General features: G+C 65.5%; 16 protein-coding genes. 7 read left to right on the top strand and 9 right to left on the bottom strand.

Translation table 11 applies throughout. The features are described from left to right. Positions 1-46: 46 nt before the first annotated feature. Entirely contained in the window at positions 47-556 is a 510-nt protein-coding gene (locus tag AC3G2C_RS16520; RefSeq protein WP_488385725.1) for an Lrp/AsnC family transcriptional regulator, read from the bottom strand. Positions 557-664: 108 nt separating this feature from the next. Between AC3G2C_RS16520 and AC3G2C_RS16525 the strand changes: the two genes are divergently transcribed. Genes AC3G2C_RS16525 through AC3G2C_RS16535 form a run of 3 tightly spaced genes read left to right on the top strand, consistent with a single transcriptional unit; the run spans position 665 to position 2,593 of the window. Then, positions 665-1,585 (top strand): DMT family transporter, encoded by a 921-nt coding sequence (locus AC3G2C_RS16525; protein WP_488385726.1) that lies wholly within the window; start codon positions 665-667, stop codon positions 1,583-1,585. Between the two features lie 3 nt (positions 1,586-1,588). After that, positions 1,589-1,885 (top strand): cupin domain-containing protein, encoded by a 297-nt coding sequence (locus AC3G2C_RS16530; RefSeq protein ID WP_488385727.1) that lies wholly within the window; start codon positions 1,589-1,591, stop codon positions 1,883-1,885. 24 nt (positions 1,886-1,909) lie between these two features. Then, positions 1,910-2,593 carry a glutathione S-transferase family protein gene (locus AC3G2C_RS16535; protein ID WP_488385728.1) on the top strand — a complete coding sequence of 228 codons (684 nt, stop codon included), beginning with the start codon at positions 1,910-1,912 and terminating at the stop codon, positions 2,591-2,593. A 16-nt stretch (positions 2,594-2,609) separates the two neighbouring features. Here AC3G2C_RS16535 and AC3G2C_RS16540 read toward each other — a convergent pair whose 3' ends face one another. The 7 genes from AC3G2C_RS16540 to AC3G2C_RS16570 all read right to left on the bottom strand — a co-directional run bounded on the left by AC3G2C_RS16540 (position 2,610) and on the right by AC3G2C_RS16570 (position 11,480). Beyond that, positions 2,610-3,260 (bottom strand): Pr6Pr family membrane protein, encoded by a 651-nt coding sequence (locus tag AC3G2C_RS16540; RefSeq protein WP_488385729.1) that lies wholly within the window; start codon positions 3,258-3,260, stop codon positions 2,610-2,612. 10 nt (positions 3,261-3,270) lie between these two features. After that, on the bottom strand, positions 3,271-3,909 hold the full coding sequence (locus AC3G2C_RS16545; RefSeq protein WP_488385730.1) for a TMEM175 family protein: 639 nt from the start codon (positions 3,907-3,909) through the stop codon (positions 3,271-3,273). 83 nt (positions 3,910-3,992) lie between these two features. Next, positions 3,993-4,745, bottom strand: a complete 753-nt coding sequence (gene ubiE, locus AC3G2C_RS16550; protein ID WP_488385731.1) for a bifunctional demethylmenaquinone methyltransferase/2-methoxy-6-polyprenyl-1,4-benzoquinol methylase UbiE — start codon at positions 4,743-4,745, stop codon at positions 3,993-3,995. Positions 4,746-5,095: 350 nt separating this feature from the next. Continuing rightward, complete coding sequence (locus tag AC3G2C_RS16555) at positions 5,096-6,457, bottom strand: metal-dependent hydrolase family protein (RefSeq protein ID WP_488385732.1); 1,362 nt, start codon at positions 6,455-6,457, stop codon at positions 5,096-5,098. A 103-nt stretch (positions 6,458-6,560) separates the two neighbouring features. Beyond that, complete coding sequence (gene plsB, locus AC3G2C_RS16560; RefSeq protein WP_488385733.1) at positions 6,561-9,203, bottom strand: glycerol-3-phosphate 1-O-acyltransferase PlsB; 2,643 nt, start codon at positions 9,201-9,203, stop codon at positions 6,561-6,563. Between the two features lie 53 nt (positions 9,204-9,256). Beyond that, positions 9,257-10,279, bottom strand: a complete 1,023-nt coding sequence (locus AC3G2C_RS16565; protein WP_488385734.1) for a hypothetical protein — start codon at positions 10,277-10,279, stop codon at positions 9,257-9,259. 292 nt (positions 10,280-10,571) lie between these two features. Beyond that, positions 10,572-11,480, bottom strand: a complete 909-nt coding sequence (locus AC3G2C_RS16570) for a 5'-nucleotidase, lipoprotein e(P4) family (protein WP_488385735.1) — start codon at positions 11,478-11,480, stop codon at positions 10,572-10,574. A 154-nt stretch (positions 11,481-11,634) separates the two neighbouring features. Between AC3G2C_RS16570 and AC3G2C_RS16575 the strand changes: the two genes are divergently transcribed. Further along, complete coding sequence (locus AC3G2C_RS16575; protein WP_488385736.1) at positions 11,635-12,657, top strand: AI-2E family transporter; 1,023 nt, start codon at positions 11,635-11,637, stop codon at positions 12,655-12,657. A 13-nt stretch (positions 12,658-12,670) separates the two neighbouring features. Here the strand turns inward: AC3G2C_RS16575 and AC3G2C_RS16580 are convergent, their stop codons facing one another. Then, positions 12,671-14,650 (bottom strand): UvrD-helicase domain-containing protein, encoded by a 1,980-nt coding sequence (locus AC3G2C_RS16580; protein WP_488385747.1) that lies wholly within the window; start codon positions 14,648-14,650, stop codon positions 12,671-12,673. A gap of 154 nt (positions 14,651-14,804) precedes the next feature. Here AC3G2C_RS16580 and AC3G2C_RS16585 point away from each other — a divergent pair, with 154 nt between their 5' ends. The 3 genes from AC3G2C_RS16585 to AC3G2C_RS16595 are packed head-to-tail and all read left to right on the top strand — an operon-like array spanning position 14,805 to position 17,077. Further along, positions 14,805-15,593: a hypothetical protein gene (locus AC3G2C_RS16585; RefSeq protein WP_488385737.1), complete on the top strand. Its 789-nt coding sequence runs from the start codon at positions 14,805-14,807 to the stop codon at positions 15,591-15,593. A gap of 59 nt (positions 15,594-15,652) precedes the next feature. Then, positions 15,653-16,285, top strand: a complete 633-nt coding sequence (locus AC3G2C_RS16590; RefSeq protein ID WP_488385738.1) for a thymidine kinase — start codon at positions 15,653-15,655, stop codon at positions 16,283-16,285. 27 nt (positions 16,286-16,312) lie between these two features. Then, entirely contained in the window at positions 16,313-17,077 is a 765-nt protein-coding gene (locus AC3G2C_RS16595) for a hypothetical protein (protein ID WP_488385739.1), read from the top strand. The last annotated feature ends 355 nt before the right edge of the window (positions 17,078-17,432 follow it).

Raw genomic sequence — 17,432 nt, forward strand, 5'->3', positions numbered from 1 at the left:
TACCGGGGTCGCCGGGCGACCGTGACAGAAGTCAGGGGTGCCCGGCTCAGTCCAGCAGCACGGCGCGGCCCGTGTTCCACATCGCGCGCGTGATCGGGCGGTTCTCGTGCGGGGTCTGCAGCACGATCAGCGTGGTGGTGCTGATGCTGGCGTGCAGCTTGAGCAGGCGGTCGAGCACGCTTTCCAGATGCGCAATGGACATGGCCACCACGCGCAGCAGGGCCGAATCCTCACCGGCCAGGCGGCGGCAATCGATCACCTCGGGAATGTCCGTCACCAGCGAGCCCACGCGCGCGCAGATGCCGCCATCGCAGCGCAGGCGAATCATGGCGTCGATCTCGTAGCCCAACCTGCGCGGGTTGATCACCGCGCGGTAGCCGGCGATCACGCCGGCCTCTTCCAGTCGCTTCACGCGCTCGGCCACGGCCGGGGCGGACAGGCGCACCTTGCGGCCCAACTCGGCATAGCCCAGGCGGGCGTCCTGTTGCAGGGCCTCGATCAACTGCCAGTCGGTGGCGTCCCAGGTGGGTTTCGATTCAAAGGTGACAGCGCTCATTGCACATTTCGTTCGTTGGCGAAACATGCTCATCCTACGCCGATCCATCATTCAAGCGCATCGTCGCTCGGCTTACGATGCGCTCCTTCCCCACCGGATATCGCACGCATGCACACCCCGGAACGCCTCGACGGGCGGGCCCTGAGTTATATCGGCGTCGCCCTGCTGACCTGGTCCTCGGCCTATGCCGCCATTGCCTATGCACTGGCCTCGTTCACGCCGGGCGAAGTGGCGCTGGCGCGCCTGGGCATCGGTTCGCTGTGCTTCGCCGTGCTGCTGGCGGTGAAGCGCGTGTCCTTGCCGGCGCGACGGGATTGGCCGGCATTGGCGGCGCTGGGTGTGGTGGGTCTGAGCGTCTATCACCTGTGCCTCAACCTGGCCGAGACCAAGGTCGCCAGCGGCACCGCGGCCATCCTCATTTCGCTGGTGCCGGCCACCACGGCGGCATTGTCGGCGGTGTGGCTGCGCGAGCGGCTGTCCGCACGCACCATCATGGGCCTGGCCATCGCGCTGGCGGGCGTGGTGGTGGTGGTGCTCACCAGCGGCAAGCAGGTGAAAGTGGAACCGATGGCGGCGCTGGTGCTGGTGAGCGTGCTGGCCTCGGCGGTGTTCTTCGTGGGTCAGAAGCCGTTCTTCGCGCGCAACAACGTGCTGGGCGTCACCGCCTTTACCTTCTTCGTCGGTACCTTGGGCACCTTGCCGTTCGGCCTCGGCCTGCCGGCGGCGCTGATGGCCGCGCCGACCTCCCACGTCATGGCGCTGGTGTGGCTGGGTATCGCGCCGTCCTTCATCGGCTATATCGCCTGGAACGCCGCGCTGCATCGCGCTTCCGCCTCGCAGGTGAGCAGCTTCATCTACTTCTCGCCGCCGATCGCGGTGCTGATCGGCTGGTTGTGGCTGGGCGAACGCCCCACCTTGCTCACCTTGATGGGTGGCGTCATCACCATCGGTGGCGTGGTGCTGGCGAACGCGCGGCGTCGCCCGCCGGTATCCAGTGCGCCGGTCGTCGCCACCGCCAAACAAGGTTGATGCATGCTGCCCATCGCCTTGCTCGATACCGCCCGTGACTTACCCGAAGCCTGGCGCTCCCGTGTGCTTGCCCGCATTGGCGGCGCCCAGCTCAAGCTGGTGCGCATGGATGGCGCGGCCTATCCCGAAGAAAGCCATGCTTACGACGAAGGCTTGCTGGTGCTCGATGGCGAGATGATGTTGCGCATGAATGAAAGCATCATGTGCGTGCGCGCCGGCGAACTGTGCGTGGTGCCAGCGGGCGTGGCGCACAGCGTCGAGCCGGGCAGTCATGGCACATTGCTGATACTCGATACCTGATACGACTCCTCCAGAGGGTGATCCATGCTGACGCTGTACATCGCCAACAAGAACTATTCGTCGTGGTCGTTGCGCCCCTGGGTGTTGATGCAGGAGCTGGGCATTCCCTTCGAAGAGCACCAGGTGGTGTTTGCCGAAGGTTCCAACTGGGAGGCGTTTCGCCGCTTTTCGCCCAACGGCCGTGTGCCCTGCCTGCGCGATGGACACGCCGCCGTGTGGGATTCGCTGGCCATTGCCGAATATCTGGCCGAAACCTACCCCAAGGTCTGGCCGTCCGATCGGACGGCGCGCGCCTGGGCACGCTGCGCGGCAGCGGAGATGCACTCGGGCTTTGGCACCCTTCGCGATGAGTGCGCCATGAGTTGCGGCGTACGCATCCAGCTGCACGCGATCGGGCCGGATCTGCGGCGCGACATCGACCGTGTGGCCGAGCTATGGAACGAAGGGTTGGCGCGCTTTGGCGGTCCGTTCCTGGCCGGTTCGACGTTCACGGCGGTGGACGCGTTCTTCGCGCCAGTCGCCTTCCGCGTACAGACCTATGGCCTGGAGCTGCCGGGCGCCGCGGCCGCGTATGCCGAGCGCCTGCTCGCCTTGCCATCCATGCAGCAGTGGTACCGCGATGCGCTGGCCGAGCCCTGGCGTGACGAGGCGCATGAGCGCCATCTGCGCGAAGGTGGAGACCTGCGCGAGGATCTTCGACTGGCGTGACGTTGGATAAGGTCGCTCAGACCGGGCGCGGCGTTGCGAGTTGCCGCCGCGCCTGCCAGCGGCCCAGCGCAACGAGTAGCAGGCCCACGATCACGAAGGCCACCAGCACGCCGATGGCATCCAGCAGCACCTGGACATAGCCCAGCGCGCTCACATCGAGGAACGGGTAGGGGTACCAGCCGTCCACCGCGCCGCGCAGCAGCACGTAGAGAAAGTACGCCGCCGGATAACTCTGCCAGGCGAATACCTGTGCCCAGCGCAGGCCGTCTTTGGGCACGGCGAGCCACCAGTACAGCAGGTACAGCGGTGGCATCAGGTCATGCACGATCACGTCGGCCACCAGCAGCAGGCCCGAAGGGTGCCACAGCGGGCGCAGCATGATGTTGTAGACCAGGCTGACGATGGTGATGCTCATCGCGACGGCCGTCTGCACGCCCGGGCGCAGATAGAACCGCAGCATCGCATTGCGCGGGCCGATGGCCGCCGAAGACAACACCTTGGTCACCAGCACATTGGTGAGGATGGTGTAGAAGCCCAGGTACAACCACACGCCGCCCAGCATCGTGCCGCCCTTGTCCAGCGTCAGGCGGATCGAGAACCACAGCTGCAAGGCCAGGCCAAGCGTGCCCAGCGCGGCACCGAACAGGGCGAGTGGGCGATAGCGCAATGCGGTGCCCTCAGGCCGTGGCGGGCGTGGCGCGCAGACGCAGGGCCTGGCGATGCCCCAGTGCGGCGAACAGGCGCACCAGCAGGGGAATGCTGAGCAGCAACAGGTTGTTCCATCCCGGTGCGAACCAAGCCGCCATCAAGGATAGCGCCGCCGCCGTGGGCAAGCCCCAGGAGCGCCAGCGCGTGGCCGACACTAGTTCCGGCGCGATATCGCTACGCAGGTAGGGCGCCTGCAGTGCACGGGCAAACAGCAGGCGTTGCAGCAGGCCGGCAATCAGCAAGGTGGCCGAATAGAACATCTCCGGCACGCGTGCGGCGGGCGCGGAACTCATGAACGCGGTGGCAAATGGCATGAAGGCCACGGCCATCAACAGCAGCATGTTGGGCCACATGATGGCCGTGCTGTAGTCCGCCAGCATGCCGAACACCCGGTGATGCGCCACCCATAGCGCGCCAACCACCAGAAAGCTCAGCACAAAACCCATGAAACTCGGCTGCAGCTCGTGCAGTGCCGCGAGGAAGGCGCCATCGTCGCCGCCGCCGATATGCGGCACGTGCACTTCGATGATCAGCAAGGTGATGGCGATGGCGAACACCGCATCGGAGAAGAACGTCAAACGTTCCAGTTGAAAAGCATGCTTGCTCATGGTGGCCCCCCTGGCGCGAAACGAATCGTGCCCCGTGAAGCCGGGGCGCCCTGCAGGTTAGCAAGGGCGCCAGGCGGCGACCATCAGAACTTGTAGCCGCGATGGATCGCCACGATGCCGTTGGAGAGATTGCGCACGTCCACGCGACCGAAGCCGGCGCGCTCCATCATGCCCTTGAGCGTTTCCTGATCCGGATGCTTGCGGATGGACTCGGCCAGGTACTGGTAGCTGTCGGCGTCGCCGGCGAACAGCTGGCCCAGCTTGGGCAGGATCTTGAACGAGTGGAAGTCGTAGAGCTTGCTGAAGGTTTCGTTCTGCACGCGCGAGAACTCCAGCACCAGGGCGCGGCCACCGGGCTTGAGCACGCGGCAGATATCGGCCAGCGCCTTGTCCTTGTCGGTGACGTTGCGCAGGCCAAAGGCCATGGTCACCGCGTCAAAGCTGTTGTCCGGAAACGGCAGGCATTCGGCATTGAGCTGCGCCCAGCGCAGGCCCGACACCAGGCCGCGATCGGTTAGGCGGTCACGACCCACGCCCAGCATGGCGGCATTGATGTCGCCGACGACGATTTCGCCGGAGGCACCCACGACCGGCTTGAGCAGCGCGGCGATATCGCCGGTGCCACCGGCCAGGTCAAGCACGCGGTCGCCGGCGCGCACGCCGCTGATGGCCACGAAATGGCGCTTCCACAGGCGATGAATGCCCATGGACATCAGGTCGTTCATGAGGTCGTAGTTACGCGCGACAGAGGTAAATACCTGTCCGACAAGCTTTTGCTTGTCGCTGACGGGGACGTCGCGGAAACCGAAGTGGGTGGTTTGGGGCTGCTCGCTCATGGGGTAATGGTAGCGGATCGGGGGGCGGGCTTCTTGTTTGTGGTGTTGGGGCGCTCGTTGCTCGCGTTGGCCTGGTGACGCCAGCGACACCTTAGTGCTCGTGCTTGATTGAGGCGATGTGGCGATTTGGCTCGCCTGTCACGTGCTTCTGCCCTCCTGCCGGAGGCAGGGTCACTTTCTCTTGCTTGCCCAGGAGAACGTAACCAAAGAAAAGGTGCCTCACACGCGGCTAGAACGTCGTCCCAGCGAAGGCTGGGACCCAGTGACTCGGCCCTTGGTTGTAGCGCCACCGCAACCGGGCTCGCCTGCTGGCGACACTGCGCACCCGACAGGTGGAGCGCACGCCAGCCTCACATCACCGGCTTCCCATCTTCCTTGTAGATCACCCCATTCTTCATCACAAAACTCACCTTCTGCATGAGCGTGATGTCATCCAGCGGATTGCCCGGCACCGCGATCACATCCGCATAGCGCCCTGCCGCTACCTGACCCAGCTCGTTCTGCTTGTGCAGCAGTTCGGCCGCATGCGTCGTGGCGGCCTGCAGCACGTACATCGCCGGCATGCCGGCCTGCACCATGTATTCGAATTCCTTGGCGTTCTGGCCGTGCGGGTACACCGCCGCATCGGTGCCAAAGGCGATTTTGACGCCCGCCTTGTATGCCTTGCCTGCCGTCGCCTGGATGATCGGGCCCACCTGCAAGGCCTTGGCGGCGACCTGTGGCGGGTAGTAGCCCGGTTTGGCGGCCATTTCCTGCACGTACTTGCCGGCGATGATGGTGGGCACGTACCAGGTGCCGTGCTCCTTCATCAGCTTCATGTCCTCGTCGTTCATGAAGGTGCCGTGCTCGATGGAATCCACGCCGGCCAGCACGGCGCGACGGATCGCTTCGGCGCCGTGCGCGTGGGCGGCCACGGTGAAGCCGTAGTCGTGCGCGGCGGTGACGACGGCCTTGATCTCCTCGATGGTCATCTGCGCGTTGTCAGCGCTGCTGCTTTCGTCCAGCACGCCGCCGGAGGGCATGATCTTGATGACGTCCACGCCGTCCTTGTAGTGCTGGCGCACGGCTTTATAGGCGTCTTCGGGGCTGTTGATCACGCCGTCCTTCGCATTCGGGTCGCCGGCAAGGTCGTCGCGATAGCCATCGGTGGGGTCGGCGTGGCCGCCTGTCGTGCCGATGGGCTTGCCGGCGGTGAACATGCGCGGGCCCGGCACGATGCCGGCGTTGATCGCGTTACGCAGGGCGATGGATTCGTTGTTGCCGTCGCCCACGTTGCGCACGGCGGTAAAGCCGGCCAATAGCGTGCGACGCGCATACACGGTGGAGCGCACCGCGTAGTCGGCCACGTTCCAGCGGAACTGGTCGGAATAGCTGGTGGGGCTGGTTTCGAACGAGAGGTGGGTGTGCGAATCGATCAGGCCCGGCATGCAGGTGGCATCGGCGAGGTTCACGCTGGTGAAGTGGGCGCCGGTGCCGCTGGCGGCATCGCGATACGGGGCGTCGTCGGCGCGGCCGTTCTTGATCTCCTTCACGCGGTTGCCTTCCACCACCACGGTGGTTTCACCCAGCAACTTGCCGGCGGCGGGGTCGACCATGCGTGCGCAGTGCAGCACGGTCACGTCGTGGTTGGCGGCGGGTGCCTCGGCCGCAAGGGCGGCGGGCAGGGCGAACGCGGCGGCGACGGCCGCGGCTAGGGCAAGGCGTGTGGTCATGGCGAGCTCCCCGGGTGAAGCCCCCATCTTAGGCGAGCGCCGCAAACGAGGAGGGGGTGACTTTCGTCACCCCCTCCGGGCGATGTCGCCGTGGCTTGCGCCGCTACTCCTTGCGGTGGCCGTCAGTGGCGTCCTCGGCCACTGGAGTCGTCTCCACGGGCGCATGGGCGTGATGCTCAGCGGACACGTGACGCTCGTGCAGGGCTTCGCTGGAGGCGTCGGCCGGTACGGGTTTGGCTTCTGCGGCGGGCGTCGTTTCTTTCTCGCCGTCGCCACCCGGGGTGATCTTGAGGATGGAGTGGCGCACTTCGCGCGCCAGGATCACGCGTGCATCGCGCACCATGTCTTCCAGCGCGCTGTCGTAATCGAGCTTGCCGGCTTCGTCGGTCCACACGATGCGGCTCTCGCGCAGCTTCTGGATGAAGCCGCGGAACAGCGCCTTGTCGAAGAACTCGGGTGCCGACAGCTCGTTGAGCAAGGCCAGGCGTTGCGCGGTGAGCGTGCAGGCGTTTTCCAGCTCCGCGCCGGTGAGTGTGTGCGGGCCGTTCTTCACCAGGGCGGCGATGGTGATGTAGTAGCGCTCGAATGCCTGGATCAGGCTGCGCGCGATGATTTTGAGCTGGAACGCTGCGTCGTCCTGGCCTGGGCCACGCTCCAGCACGCGGCCTTCGCCGGTGCTTTCCAGCAGGCCGCGACGCACGAAGAAGTCGATGGTGGCCTGCAATTGTGCGCAGAAACCATCGGCGTCCCACGGCAGGAACAGCTCGCCCTGGATGAACGGGTAGATGATGCGGCCCAGGCGCAGCACCGAGGCGCGCGACATGCGGCGGTTGTTGAGGAAGCAGCAGGCCACCCACGCCGCCGTGGCGGTGACGTGCAGCACGTTGTTGCGGAAGTAGCTGAGCAGAACGGCCTGCTCGTCCTCGGTCACGAGTACGTCGCCGAGCGGGTGGCGCACGCGACGGATCCAGCCCATCTGCTCGCCGTAGGCGATGATGCCCGGGGGGTCCATGGAGGTGAGTGTGACGCGGTCCGAGTAAGGCAGCTCTTCCAGCAGTGCCTTCATCAGCTCAAGCTGGGCCAGCAGGTCGTTCTCGGCCATCGCATGCTTGGGCGTGGCCAGCAAGGCGAGCGCCAGCAGGTTGATGGGGTTAACGTCGGCGGCGCGGTTGATGTTGATCTGAATGCGCTCGGCCAGCGTATCGACCACGCGGCCCAGCCACTCGGGCTTGGCGTCGGGGTCGTCGATGGCGGCGCGCCAGTTGGGGCTGGCGGCGTCGAGCATCGGGTTCAATTCGATGGGCTCGCCGAAGTTGAGCGCCACGTGGCCGTAGCGCTGGCGCAGCACCTTCAGTCCGCGCAGCAGGCCCAGCAGCGATTCCTTCTCCTTGGGCTTGCCGGAGAGTTCGCCGATGTAGCTCTTGCCCTCCATCAGCTTTTCGTAGCCGATGTACACCGGCTGGAACAGTACCGGGCGGCGCGGCGCGCGCAGGAAAGCGCGCACGGTCATCGCCAGCATGCCGGCGCGCGGCGCCAGCAGGCGACCCGTGCGCGAGCGGCCGCCCTCGATGAAGTACTCCATCGGCACGCCGCGGTCGATCAGCTGCGCCACGTACTCGTTGAACACCACCGAATACAGCGCGTTGCCCTTGAAGCTGCGGCGCAGGAAGAACGCACCGCCACGACGCAGGATCGGGCCGATCACCGGCAGGTTGAGGTTAACGCCCGCCGCGATATGCGGCACCACCACGCCGGACACGTGCAGCTGATAGGACATCAGCAGGTAGTCGGCATGGCTGCGATGGCAGGGTACGTACACCACTTCGTGGCCGGGCGCGGCAGCGCGGGCCTTGTCGAAGTGATGCATGGCGATACCGTCGTACAGCTTGTTCCAGAAGTTGGAGAGCAGGAACGACGCCGAGCGCACCACCGGGTGCGAATAGTCGGCGGCGACCTCCATGACCATGTCGTGCGCCTTGCGCCACGCCTTGGCCGGGGTGATGTTTTCCTTGGCCGCGGTGGCGGCGATGGCGTTGCGCACCGGTTCGGCGTTGAGCACCGCGTCCACCACCGTGCGGCGATGCGACAGGTCCGGGCCGATCACTGCCGCGCGGATGCGGCGGAAGTGCGTGCGCAGCACGCGGGCGATCTTGCGGGTGAGGCGCTCGGGGCGAACTTCGCCCGCTTCGCTCATCACCGTGCGCAAGGACACCGGCTGGGAGAAATGCACCACGGTGTCGCGGCCATTGAGCAGCAATGCCAGCATGCGGCGGAAGCGGCCCACCACCACCCAGTTTTCCGAGAACAACACGCGAAACCAGCCGGATTCGCGGGTGGGCGCGCGGCCGACATAGATCGATACCGGCACGACCTGGATGTCGCGCTCGGGGTCGCCTTCCAGTGAGCGCACCAACTGGCCCAGCGGCTCGGTGGGCGAGCGCTTGCGGTTGCGCCCGAACAGCCAGCCGTCGCGGCGGGCCAGGGCGAACACCGAGCGCTTGCGACGCGTGCCGCCCAGCGCCTGCATCGGCGTGGGCAGGCCGGCTTCGCGACAGGCGCGCTCGAGAATCAGCGCATCGGAAAAGCCATCGCGCTCGATCACGTAGCACACCGGAATGCCCGGCTGCAGCAAGGCAGCGGGTTCGGCGGGGTCGCGGCGAATGCGCACCCAGGGTTCGAGTAGTTGCCCGGCCAGGTTGAACCACCAGGGCGCGCGGCTACGGGCGGGAGTGTCCGTGGTCGACATATTCAGCATCTGCAGATTGTAACCGGTCAGCTTGTTAGAACCGGGTTGGGCGCTTAATGCGTGGGCTTGGATGCCGTAGCGGGGGCGTGCGCGCTGGCGCTAGCGGCGGGGTGCACCTCCAGCGTGGCGGCGGTGCCGGCAGCAGCGGGGGCCCCTGCTGCGCTCCCGGTCGTGGCCGGCACCATCAAGCGTTCGTGCGCCTCGCGTGTGTTCTGCAACACGTCGGCGCTGTACCAGCGGTTGTCCTGCTCGACCAGCTCGGACTCCAGCGACAAGAGCTTGCCGAGCAGGGTGTAGTCGATGCGCACGCGGGCGTGACCGTTACGGTTCTCGAGCACGGTGACCTTGACCGAATCCAGCGTTTCATCGACCGACAGGCCATACAGCGCCAGTGCCTGCTTGATGCCCAGGAAGCCCGCGCTGTACTTCTGCATGGCGGTGTCGAAATCCATCGAGCGCAACTGCTCGGGCGTCTTCAAGTCGATCTTGCGAGCGGTATCCACGGCGATCGCGATGGCGTGCTTGGCTCGGTCCTGGTCGAACCACGGCACCTGCTGCGCCCAGGGCGCCAGCACGTTGATCACCGCGAGGACCTGTGCCTTTTGCGGGGTGGTCAGCTCCTTGCTCTGCGATACGCCCGTGCTGGCAATGGCCTGGCCGATGCCGATCATCACCGGTAGCTGGTCGTGGTACTGCGCCTGCAGCTGTTGCAGCTTGGGTCGGGCCAGCGCGTAGAGCTTGGTCTCCGCATTGGGCTCGGTCATCAGCTGCATGTTCTTGATGAAGTCGGCGCGCTCTTCCGGGGTGATCGGCTGTTCATCTGGACGCGGACGTGCCCAGTCGGCACGCAGTGTGGCGTAGTCGGCAGGGGGCAGCGCATGTTTCCAGAAGCCCGCGAAGTCACCCGCCTTGATCAGCGCCACGGACTGCTGCACCGAAGCCTCGGGCGTCTCGCCGCCAGCCACTACCACCGGCGGTGCACTGGTGTGGCGGGTCATGACCAGGGCTGCGATCGATGCCAGCACGAGCAGGGCGACGAAGGCGCCAACGGCGTAGAGGACGGATGAGCGACGCATGGAGTCTCTGTAGGTGGCGCCCATCGGACGGCAGCGTACGGGGCGGTCGGCGGAGGGTAAGCGGGGCGCTGCGGGGCCACAAGGCCCCGAGGAGTGGGCGGTCGCCCAAAAAGAAAACCCCGCGGGCGTTGGGCCTCACGGGGTAATCCGGCAGAGCCGGAAGGGAAATGGCCTTGCCTGCGGAATATTCAAGGTCAGCAGGTGTTGGCGGGAAGGATCTTACCTTCCCGTTAAACTTAAGGCAACACTTTAAGTAAAGCTGCGTAAGTTGTTGATTCTTTTTGATCGATGATCAATCGAAACGCAGCGATTGGACCTTCTGGCGGCGACGTTCGTCGCGGGGTGCCGTCCAGTCATTATTAAACAAAGCCGGTTCCCATGCGCCATAGGTCGGGTTGGGCAGGACGAACCAGCGGGTACCGAACCAGCCCATGTAGGGGGCGACGGCCTTCTGTCGGCCTTCGGCGTTATTGGCCAGCACGGTGACAAAATCGGCGATCTGGTCGCCAAATTGCATCAATACGCGATATTTGTGGCTTACCAGCTGGCGACGGCAGCCCTTTTCGGTGCCCACCTGCTCGCAGTCTTCGACAAACGTGCCCAGGCCGAGGAAGGCCTCCGGACCCGAAACAGGCAGGCCTTCCTTGCGCAGGTTGGCCAGGGTCGCCTGATCCAGGTCCTTGGCGCGGTTGGAAATGTAGATCACCGCCACGCCGTGCTTGGCCGCGAACTGGGTGAACTCGACTACGCCAGGCAGGGCGCGGGCGCGCTGCTCGTTGCACCAGGCGGCCCAGTCGGCCTCGTTGTACTCGCCGCCGCTCTTCACCAGGCGGGCCTGGTAGGGCGAGTTGTCGAGCACGGTTTCATCGATATCCAGCACCACGGCGGGCTTGAGCCCCTTGGCCGGCGCCACGCGGTCGTCCTTGGGCAGGGCGTCCCAGTTGGGGTCGGCCAGCGCGGCCAGCAGGCGGGCCTGGGCATCGCGGTAGGTCTGCAGGTAGATCAGGTCGTGCTCGATCGCTGTCTGGCTCCAGGCCACCGCGTTGAGGTTGTCATCGGCCGACGTGCCCGCCGCCGAGGCGGGAGCGGCTGCCACGGCCGTGGCGGGCGCCACCGGGGCGAGCGGGGTCTTGGCGGGCTGCGAGGTGCAGCCGGCGATAAAGAGCAGGGCGGCCACGGCGGCCGGCAAACGGATCGACATGCAGGATTCCCGGAGAAACAAAGCCAACAGAATCGGACAAGTTTACGACAGCCCGGTGTCGGGCTTCCGGCTGACGGCGCAGTGAATGGCGGGGCTGGCGGCCTCGACGCCCTGCTGACAGACTCAGCCCGTCCCCACGGTCGCACGAACTTGCATGGAACCTGCGCAGTCGCCCCTGTCTCCCGCTACCCGCATCGTCAGCTACGTGCTGGCCGGCGTGGCGCTGTTGTTGATGTTGCTGCTGCACCTGTTGCCCGCGTTGTTCGCTGGGCTGCTGGTGTACGAGTTGGTGCAGTCCACCGCGCCGCTGCTGGGCAAGCGCGTGCCAAGTGCCAGGGCGCGTGCGCTGGTGGTGGCGCTGCTGGCCACCATCGTGGTGGGGCTGTTGGTGTTGCTGATCCTTAGCGCCGTGAGCTTCCTGCGTAATGAAATCGGCAACCCCGAGCTGCTTTGGCAGCAACAGTTGATGCCGCTGGTGGAGAAAGCCCGCGAGCAATTGCCGGCCACTGTGGTGGGCTGGCTGCCGGACAGCGTGGACGACCTGCGCATGATGGCGATGGAGCTGACCCGCAAGCATTCGGTGAGCCTGCAGACGATCGGCAAGGAAGCGGCACGCGTGTTCGTGCACATCCTGATCGGCATGGTGCTGGGTGCCATCGTGGCGCTGAGCCGCGCGCGTCCGGCGCATCAGGTGGGGCCGCTGGCGTCTGCGTTGGGGCTGCGCGCGCAGCGCCTGGCCGAGGCGTTCCACAACATCGTATTCGCGCAGATCAAGATTTCGCTGCTCAACACCGTGTTTACCGCGATCTTCCTGCTCGGCGTGTTGCCGCTGCTGGGCATTCACCTGCCGCTGGCCAAGACGCTGGTGGTGCTGACCTTCATCGTCGGCCTGCTGCCGGTGATCGGCAACCTGATCTCCAACACGGCCATCACCATCGCGGGCCTGTCGATCTCGCTGGGCGTGGGCGTGGCTGCGCTGGGCTTCCTCATCCTGATCCACAAGCTGGAATACTTTCTCAACGCGCGCATCGTGGGCAGCCAGATTCGCGCCCGTGCGTGGGAGTTGCTGGTGGCAATGCTGGTCATGGAGGCGGCCTTTGGCCTGGCCGGCCTGATTGCCGCGCCGATCTACTACGCCTACCTCAAAAGCGAGCTGGAAGCGGAGCGCTTGATCTGAAGCGCCGGCCGGTTCAGCCGGCCAGCATCGCTGCGATCTTGGCCAGGTGCGATTCGGCGGTTTCGCGCACCACTTCCTTATCGGCTTCTGGGTCTTTGCCCTGCCAGTGCAGGTCGTCCTGCGGCAGCTCGTGCAGGAAGCGGCTGGGCTGGTTGGAGTAAACCTCGCCGTAGCGCTTGGTCTTGGCCGACCACGACAGCGTGAGCATTTCCTTGGCGCGTGTGATGCCCACGTACATCAGGCGGCGCTCTTCGTCGATGCGCCCCTCGTCGATGGCGCCGTCGTGCGGCAGGGTGCCTTCTTCGCAGCCGACGATGAAGACGAAGCGGAACTCCAGGCCCTTGGCGGCATGCAGGGTCATCATGCGCACGGCGTTGCCCGGCTCGTCGCGGTCGGCATGCGTGAGCAAGGCGAGCTGCGCGGCGAGGTCGCCGGTGGTGCTGTCGTTGCGCTGCATGGCGCGGAACCAGTCCGCCAGCTCGCGCAGGTTGCCCAAGCGGCGTTCGCGTAGGGTCTGGTCGGTCGTGCTTGCGGCCACGTGCGCGGCATAGCCGGTACGTTGCAGCACGGTGTCCACCAGGTCGGCCGCGCTCTGGTGCAGCGAGGCGCTGCGCAGTTCGTCCATCAGCGTGGTGAACGACGCCAGCGCCGATGCCGGGCGCGGCGCCAGCTGGCGTAGCACGGCGTCGCTGCGTGCGGCCTCCAGCAGCGGCGCATGGCGGGTCTGTGCGATCTCGCCGAGCTTCTCCAGGGTGGTGGCGCCAATCTCGCGCTTGGGCACGTTCACCACGCGCAGGAAGGCCGCGTCATCGCTGGGGTTGGTGAGCAGGCGCAGATAGCAAAGCAGGTCTTTCACTTCCGCGCGGTCAAGGAAGCTCAGCGCGCCGGACAGGTGATACGGCACGCGCGCCAGGCGCAGTGCTTTCTCCAGCGGTCGGGCCTGGAAATTGCCGCGATAGAGGATGGCGATGTCGTGCCAGCGCGCCTTGTGCTTCTCCGCCAGGGTGGCGGCGATGGCGGCCACGCGCTCGGCCTCGTGCTCGGCTTCCTTGCACTCCAGCACGCGGATGGGCGCCCCTTCCGGGTGCTCGCTCCACAGCTTCTTCTCGTGCAAGTGCGGGTTGTTGGCGATCAGCTTGTTGGCGGCGCGCAGGATGCGTCGGCCGCAGCGGTAGTTCTGCTCCAGCTTGATCACGCGCAGGGCGGGCCAGTCCTTGCCCAACTGGTCGATGTTCTCGGGGTTGGCGCCGCGCCAGGCGTAGATGGACTGATCATCGTCACCCACGCAGGTGAAACGCCCGCGCTCGCCGGCCAGTGCCTTGAGTAGCCGGTACTGGGCGTCGTTGGTGTCCTGGTATTCGTCCACCAGCAGGTAGCGCAGGCGCTCGCGCCATGCGGTGCGACACTCCTCGTCCTCTTCCAGGATGCGCAGCGGCAGGCGGATCAGATCATCGAAATCCACCGCGTTGAACGCGGCCAGGCGCTGCTGGTAGAGCTGGTAGATGGTGGCGGCGTCGAGTTCGCGCGGGCTGCGCGCGGCGGCCAGTGCCTCTTCCGGCGAGAGCCCGTTGTTCTTGGCGCGACTGACCAGGTTGCGGATGCCGAACAGCACGTCGGGCTTGATGCCCTTGGGTGCCAGCTCCTTGATGATGCCCTCGCTGTCGTCCGCATCCAGCACCGAGAAGCCCTTGCGCAGCCCGGCACGCTGGTGCTCGATCTGCAGGAACTTCAGGCCGAGCGCGTGGAAGGTACACACGGTGAGCGCGGCGGCGTCCTCGCTGCTGATCAGCTTGGCCACGCGTTCGCGCATTTCCTTCGCGGCCTTGTTGGTAAAGGTGATCGCCGCAATCTTGGACGGCGCCAATTTCTTGCGGGCGATCAGGTACGCGATTTTCTGCGTGATCACACTGGTTTTGCCCGAGCCCGCGCCGGCCAAGACCAGCAGCGGGCCGTCGCAATGTTCGACGGCGGCCAATTGTTGGGGGTTGAGCATGGGATGGGCGGGCAGGTGACAGGGCAGGGATGGTACCAGAGCGGCCATCCCAGCCGGCGCCAGGCTAGGTATGCTTGCCCGCGCGGTCGCGGAAACTGGCCGTAACGACACTTGCCCTGGAGCCGGGCGCTGACTTGCTAGCCAGGGGAATGCAATGACCCGCGGTCTCACAGTGTTTTCGATCGGTTGGACGGCGATGCTGCTGGCGGGGATGGTCGGCACGGCGATGGCGCAGACCGCACCCGATGCCAAGCAACTCAAGGAAGTGCAGTCGTTCGAGGATGCGCTCTCGGTGCCAGGCGTTCTTGAGGATCACCCCGATCTGTTCTATCGCCAGCTTGCCGTGGATGCCTATCACCACGGCGATATGCGACGCGCGCTGAAGATGTTCCTGCGTTCGGCCAGCTACGCCGACAAGCCCGCCCAGGCAGCGCTGTCGAGCATGTATTGGGACGGCGTCGGCGTGCCGGTGGACCGGCCGCGCGGCTACGTATGGATCGACCTTGCGGCGAGTCGCGGTTATGGCGAGTTCGTCGCGCTACGCGAATATCGCTGGAGTCAGCTCAGTGAAGCCGAGCAGGCACAGGCACAGCGCGTTGGCGATGAGATCCTCAAGGAATACGACGACAAGGTTGCCTTCCAGCACCTAGGTGCCGCGCTCGATCGCGCCCGCTTGAACGTTACCGGAAGCCACGTGGGCGCCGTGGGCAATCTCAAGATCAAGCTGCCCAGCGCCACCCGCGCTTATGACACCAGTGGCGAGTTCGCCATGATGGGGACCGATCTGTACCGCGACTCGGTGTGGAAAGTCGACCAATACGCGCAAATGAAGGACCTGGAGTGGAAGGTCCGCGTGGAATCCAATCCCACCGTGCGCGTGGGCGACCTGCAATCGGTGGGGCTGCCAGCGTCAACCTCGTCAGCCCAGTCGCCTGCCCAATAGAAGGGCGGAATCGGGGCCGGGGCGCGCAGTATCATGTGCACCTGTCACCAGGATTCACCATGGCCAAGCTGTATTTCTATTACTCGGCAATGAATGCCGGCAAGACCACTACCCTGCTGCAGAGTGCCTACAACTACCACGAGCGCGGCATGCGCACGCTCATTCTCACCCCGGCGCTGGACAACCGATTTGGCGAGGGCATGGTGGCGTCGCGTATTGGCCTCAAGGCCAGCGCACGTCGCTTCGGTGTCGAGGAAGACTTGCTTGCCTTGGTGCAGGCCGACGTGGATGCCCGTGGCGCGCTGCACTGCGTGTTCGTGGACGAAGCGCAATTTCTCAGTAAGGCCCAGGTGTGGCAGCTCAGCGATGTGGTCGACAAGCTGGGCGTGCCCGTGCTCGCCTATGGCTTGCGCACGGATTTTCGCGGGGAATTGTTCGAGGGCAGCCGTTACCTGCTGGCCTGGGCGGACAAGCTAGAAGAGATCAAGACCATCTGCCACTCGGGGCGCAAGGCCACCATGGTGGTGCGCGTGGATGAACACGGGCGTGCCGTCACCGAAGGTCCGCAGGTTGAGATCGGCGGCAACGACCGCTATGTCTCCGTGAGTCGCGCCGAATTCAAGAACATCACCGAAGGACTCGGCCGGATCGAACTGCAGCAGCCCGTGCTGCCGCTGGGCGAAGGGCACTGAGCCCATCGCAATCACCTAAGGAACGGTATGTCCAAGATTCCCTTTCCCGCCTGGCAACGCCCGCATTGGCAACCCAGTGACGAGGAAGTGCTGCTGCAGTTCTACGTGTTCGGCAAGTTCCAGCCGGGCCGCGCACCTTCCGAGGATTACGGCAGCGACGGCCTGCCCGAGGGGCTGGAGCTGACCAGCCACCATCACGGCCAGCTGCGCCAGTGGGAGGGCTATCCGCTCAAGGGTCGCCTGGGCCGCATGTTCAAGGAAGACGCACCCGAGGCCTACACCAAGGCCCTGGACGCGCCGGAAGTGCTGGTGGTTCGAGGCCGTATCCCCGACCCGCAGGACACCGGCTACCTGCGCGACACCCTGGGTGTGCTGGCGGCGCTGCTGGACGTGGGCGGCGTGGCGATCCTCGATCCGCAGACGCTGAGCCTGCATGACGCCAACAGCTGGCGTCGCCAGTTTGTCGTGCGCGACGGCGCACCGATCCGCCATCACCTGTTGATCCTGCGCGATGCGGAGGAGCAGCCGGGTCGCTATTGGGTGCACACGCGCGGCATGCGCAAGTTCGGGCGCCCGGACATCAGCCTGCGCAACGTGCCCCAGGCGGATACGGATCGCGCAGGCATGCTGTGCGAGCGTCTGGTGGAACTGGAGGCGCTGGGCGCGCATTTCGCCGATGGTCAGGCGCTGGAGGCGGAGGGTTTGCCGGGGACGTTGGTGGCGCATGTGGGAGGCGGGTTGGAAGACCCGGCTTTCAACAATACGTTTGTGGAGTTTCGCTGGCCGGAGTGATGGGGTTGGTGGGCTGGCACCTTTGTGTGTGATCGCCGGGGTGCCATCTGCGTGGCGGACGTTTTGATCGTTTGCTGATACTCCGGTCCTGTTTTTTTTGCTGGACCCGATGGGGTTGTCTGGTTGATGAGGTTGTCAGCGGTGGCAAGCTCCAGCGTGGCCGCCAGGGTGCCGCCTACGCGGCGGGCGTTTCGACGTCCTGCCGGCCGCCGAGTCACTTTTCTTTTGCTGGCCCAAAAGAAAAGTAAGGCGGTCTCTAACATCAAGTGCAACACCCCAATGGAGGTGATGCATGGGTCAGCACTACAGTCATCTGAGCGCCGAAGAGCGAGGCGCCATCATGGTGGGCAAGGCG

The organism is Frateuria sp. sgz306004 (assembly GCF_057750885.1).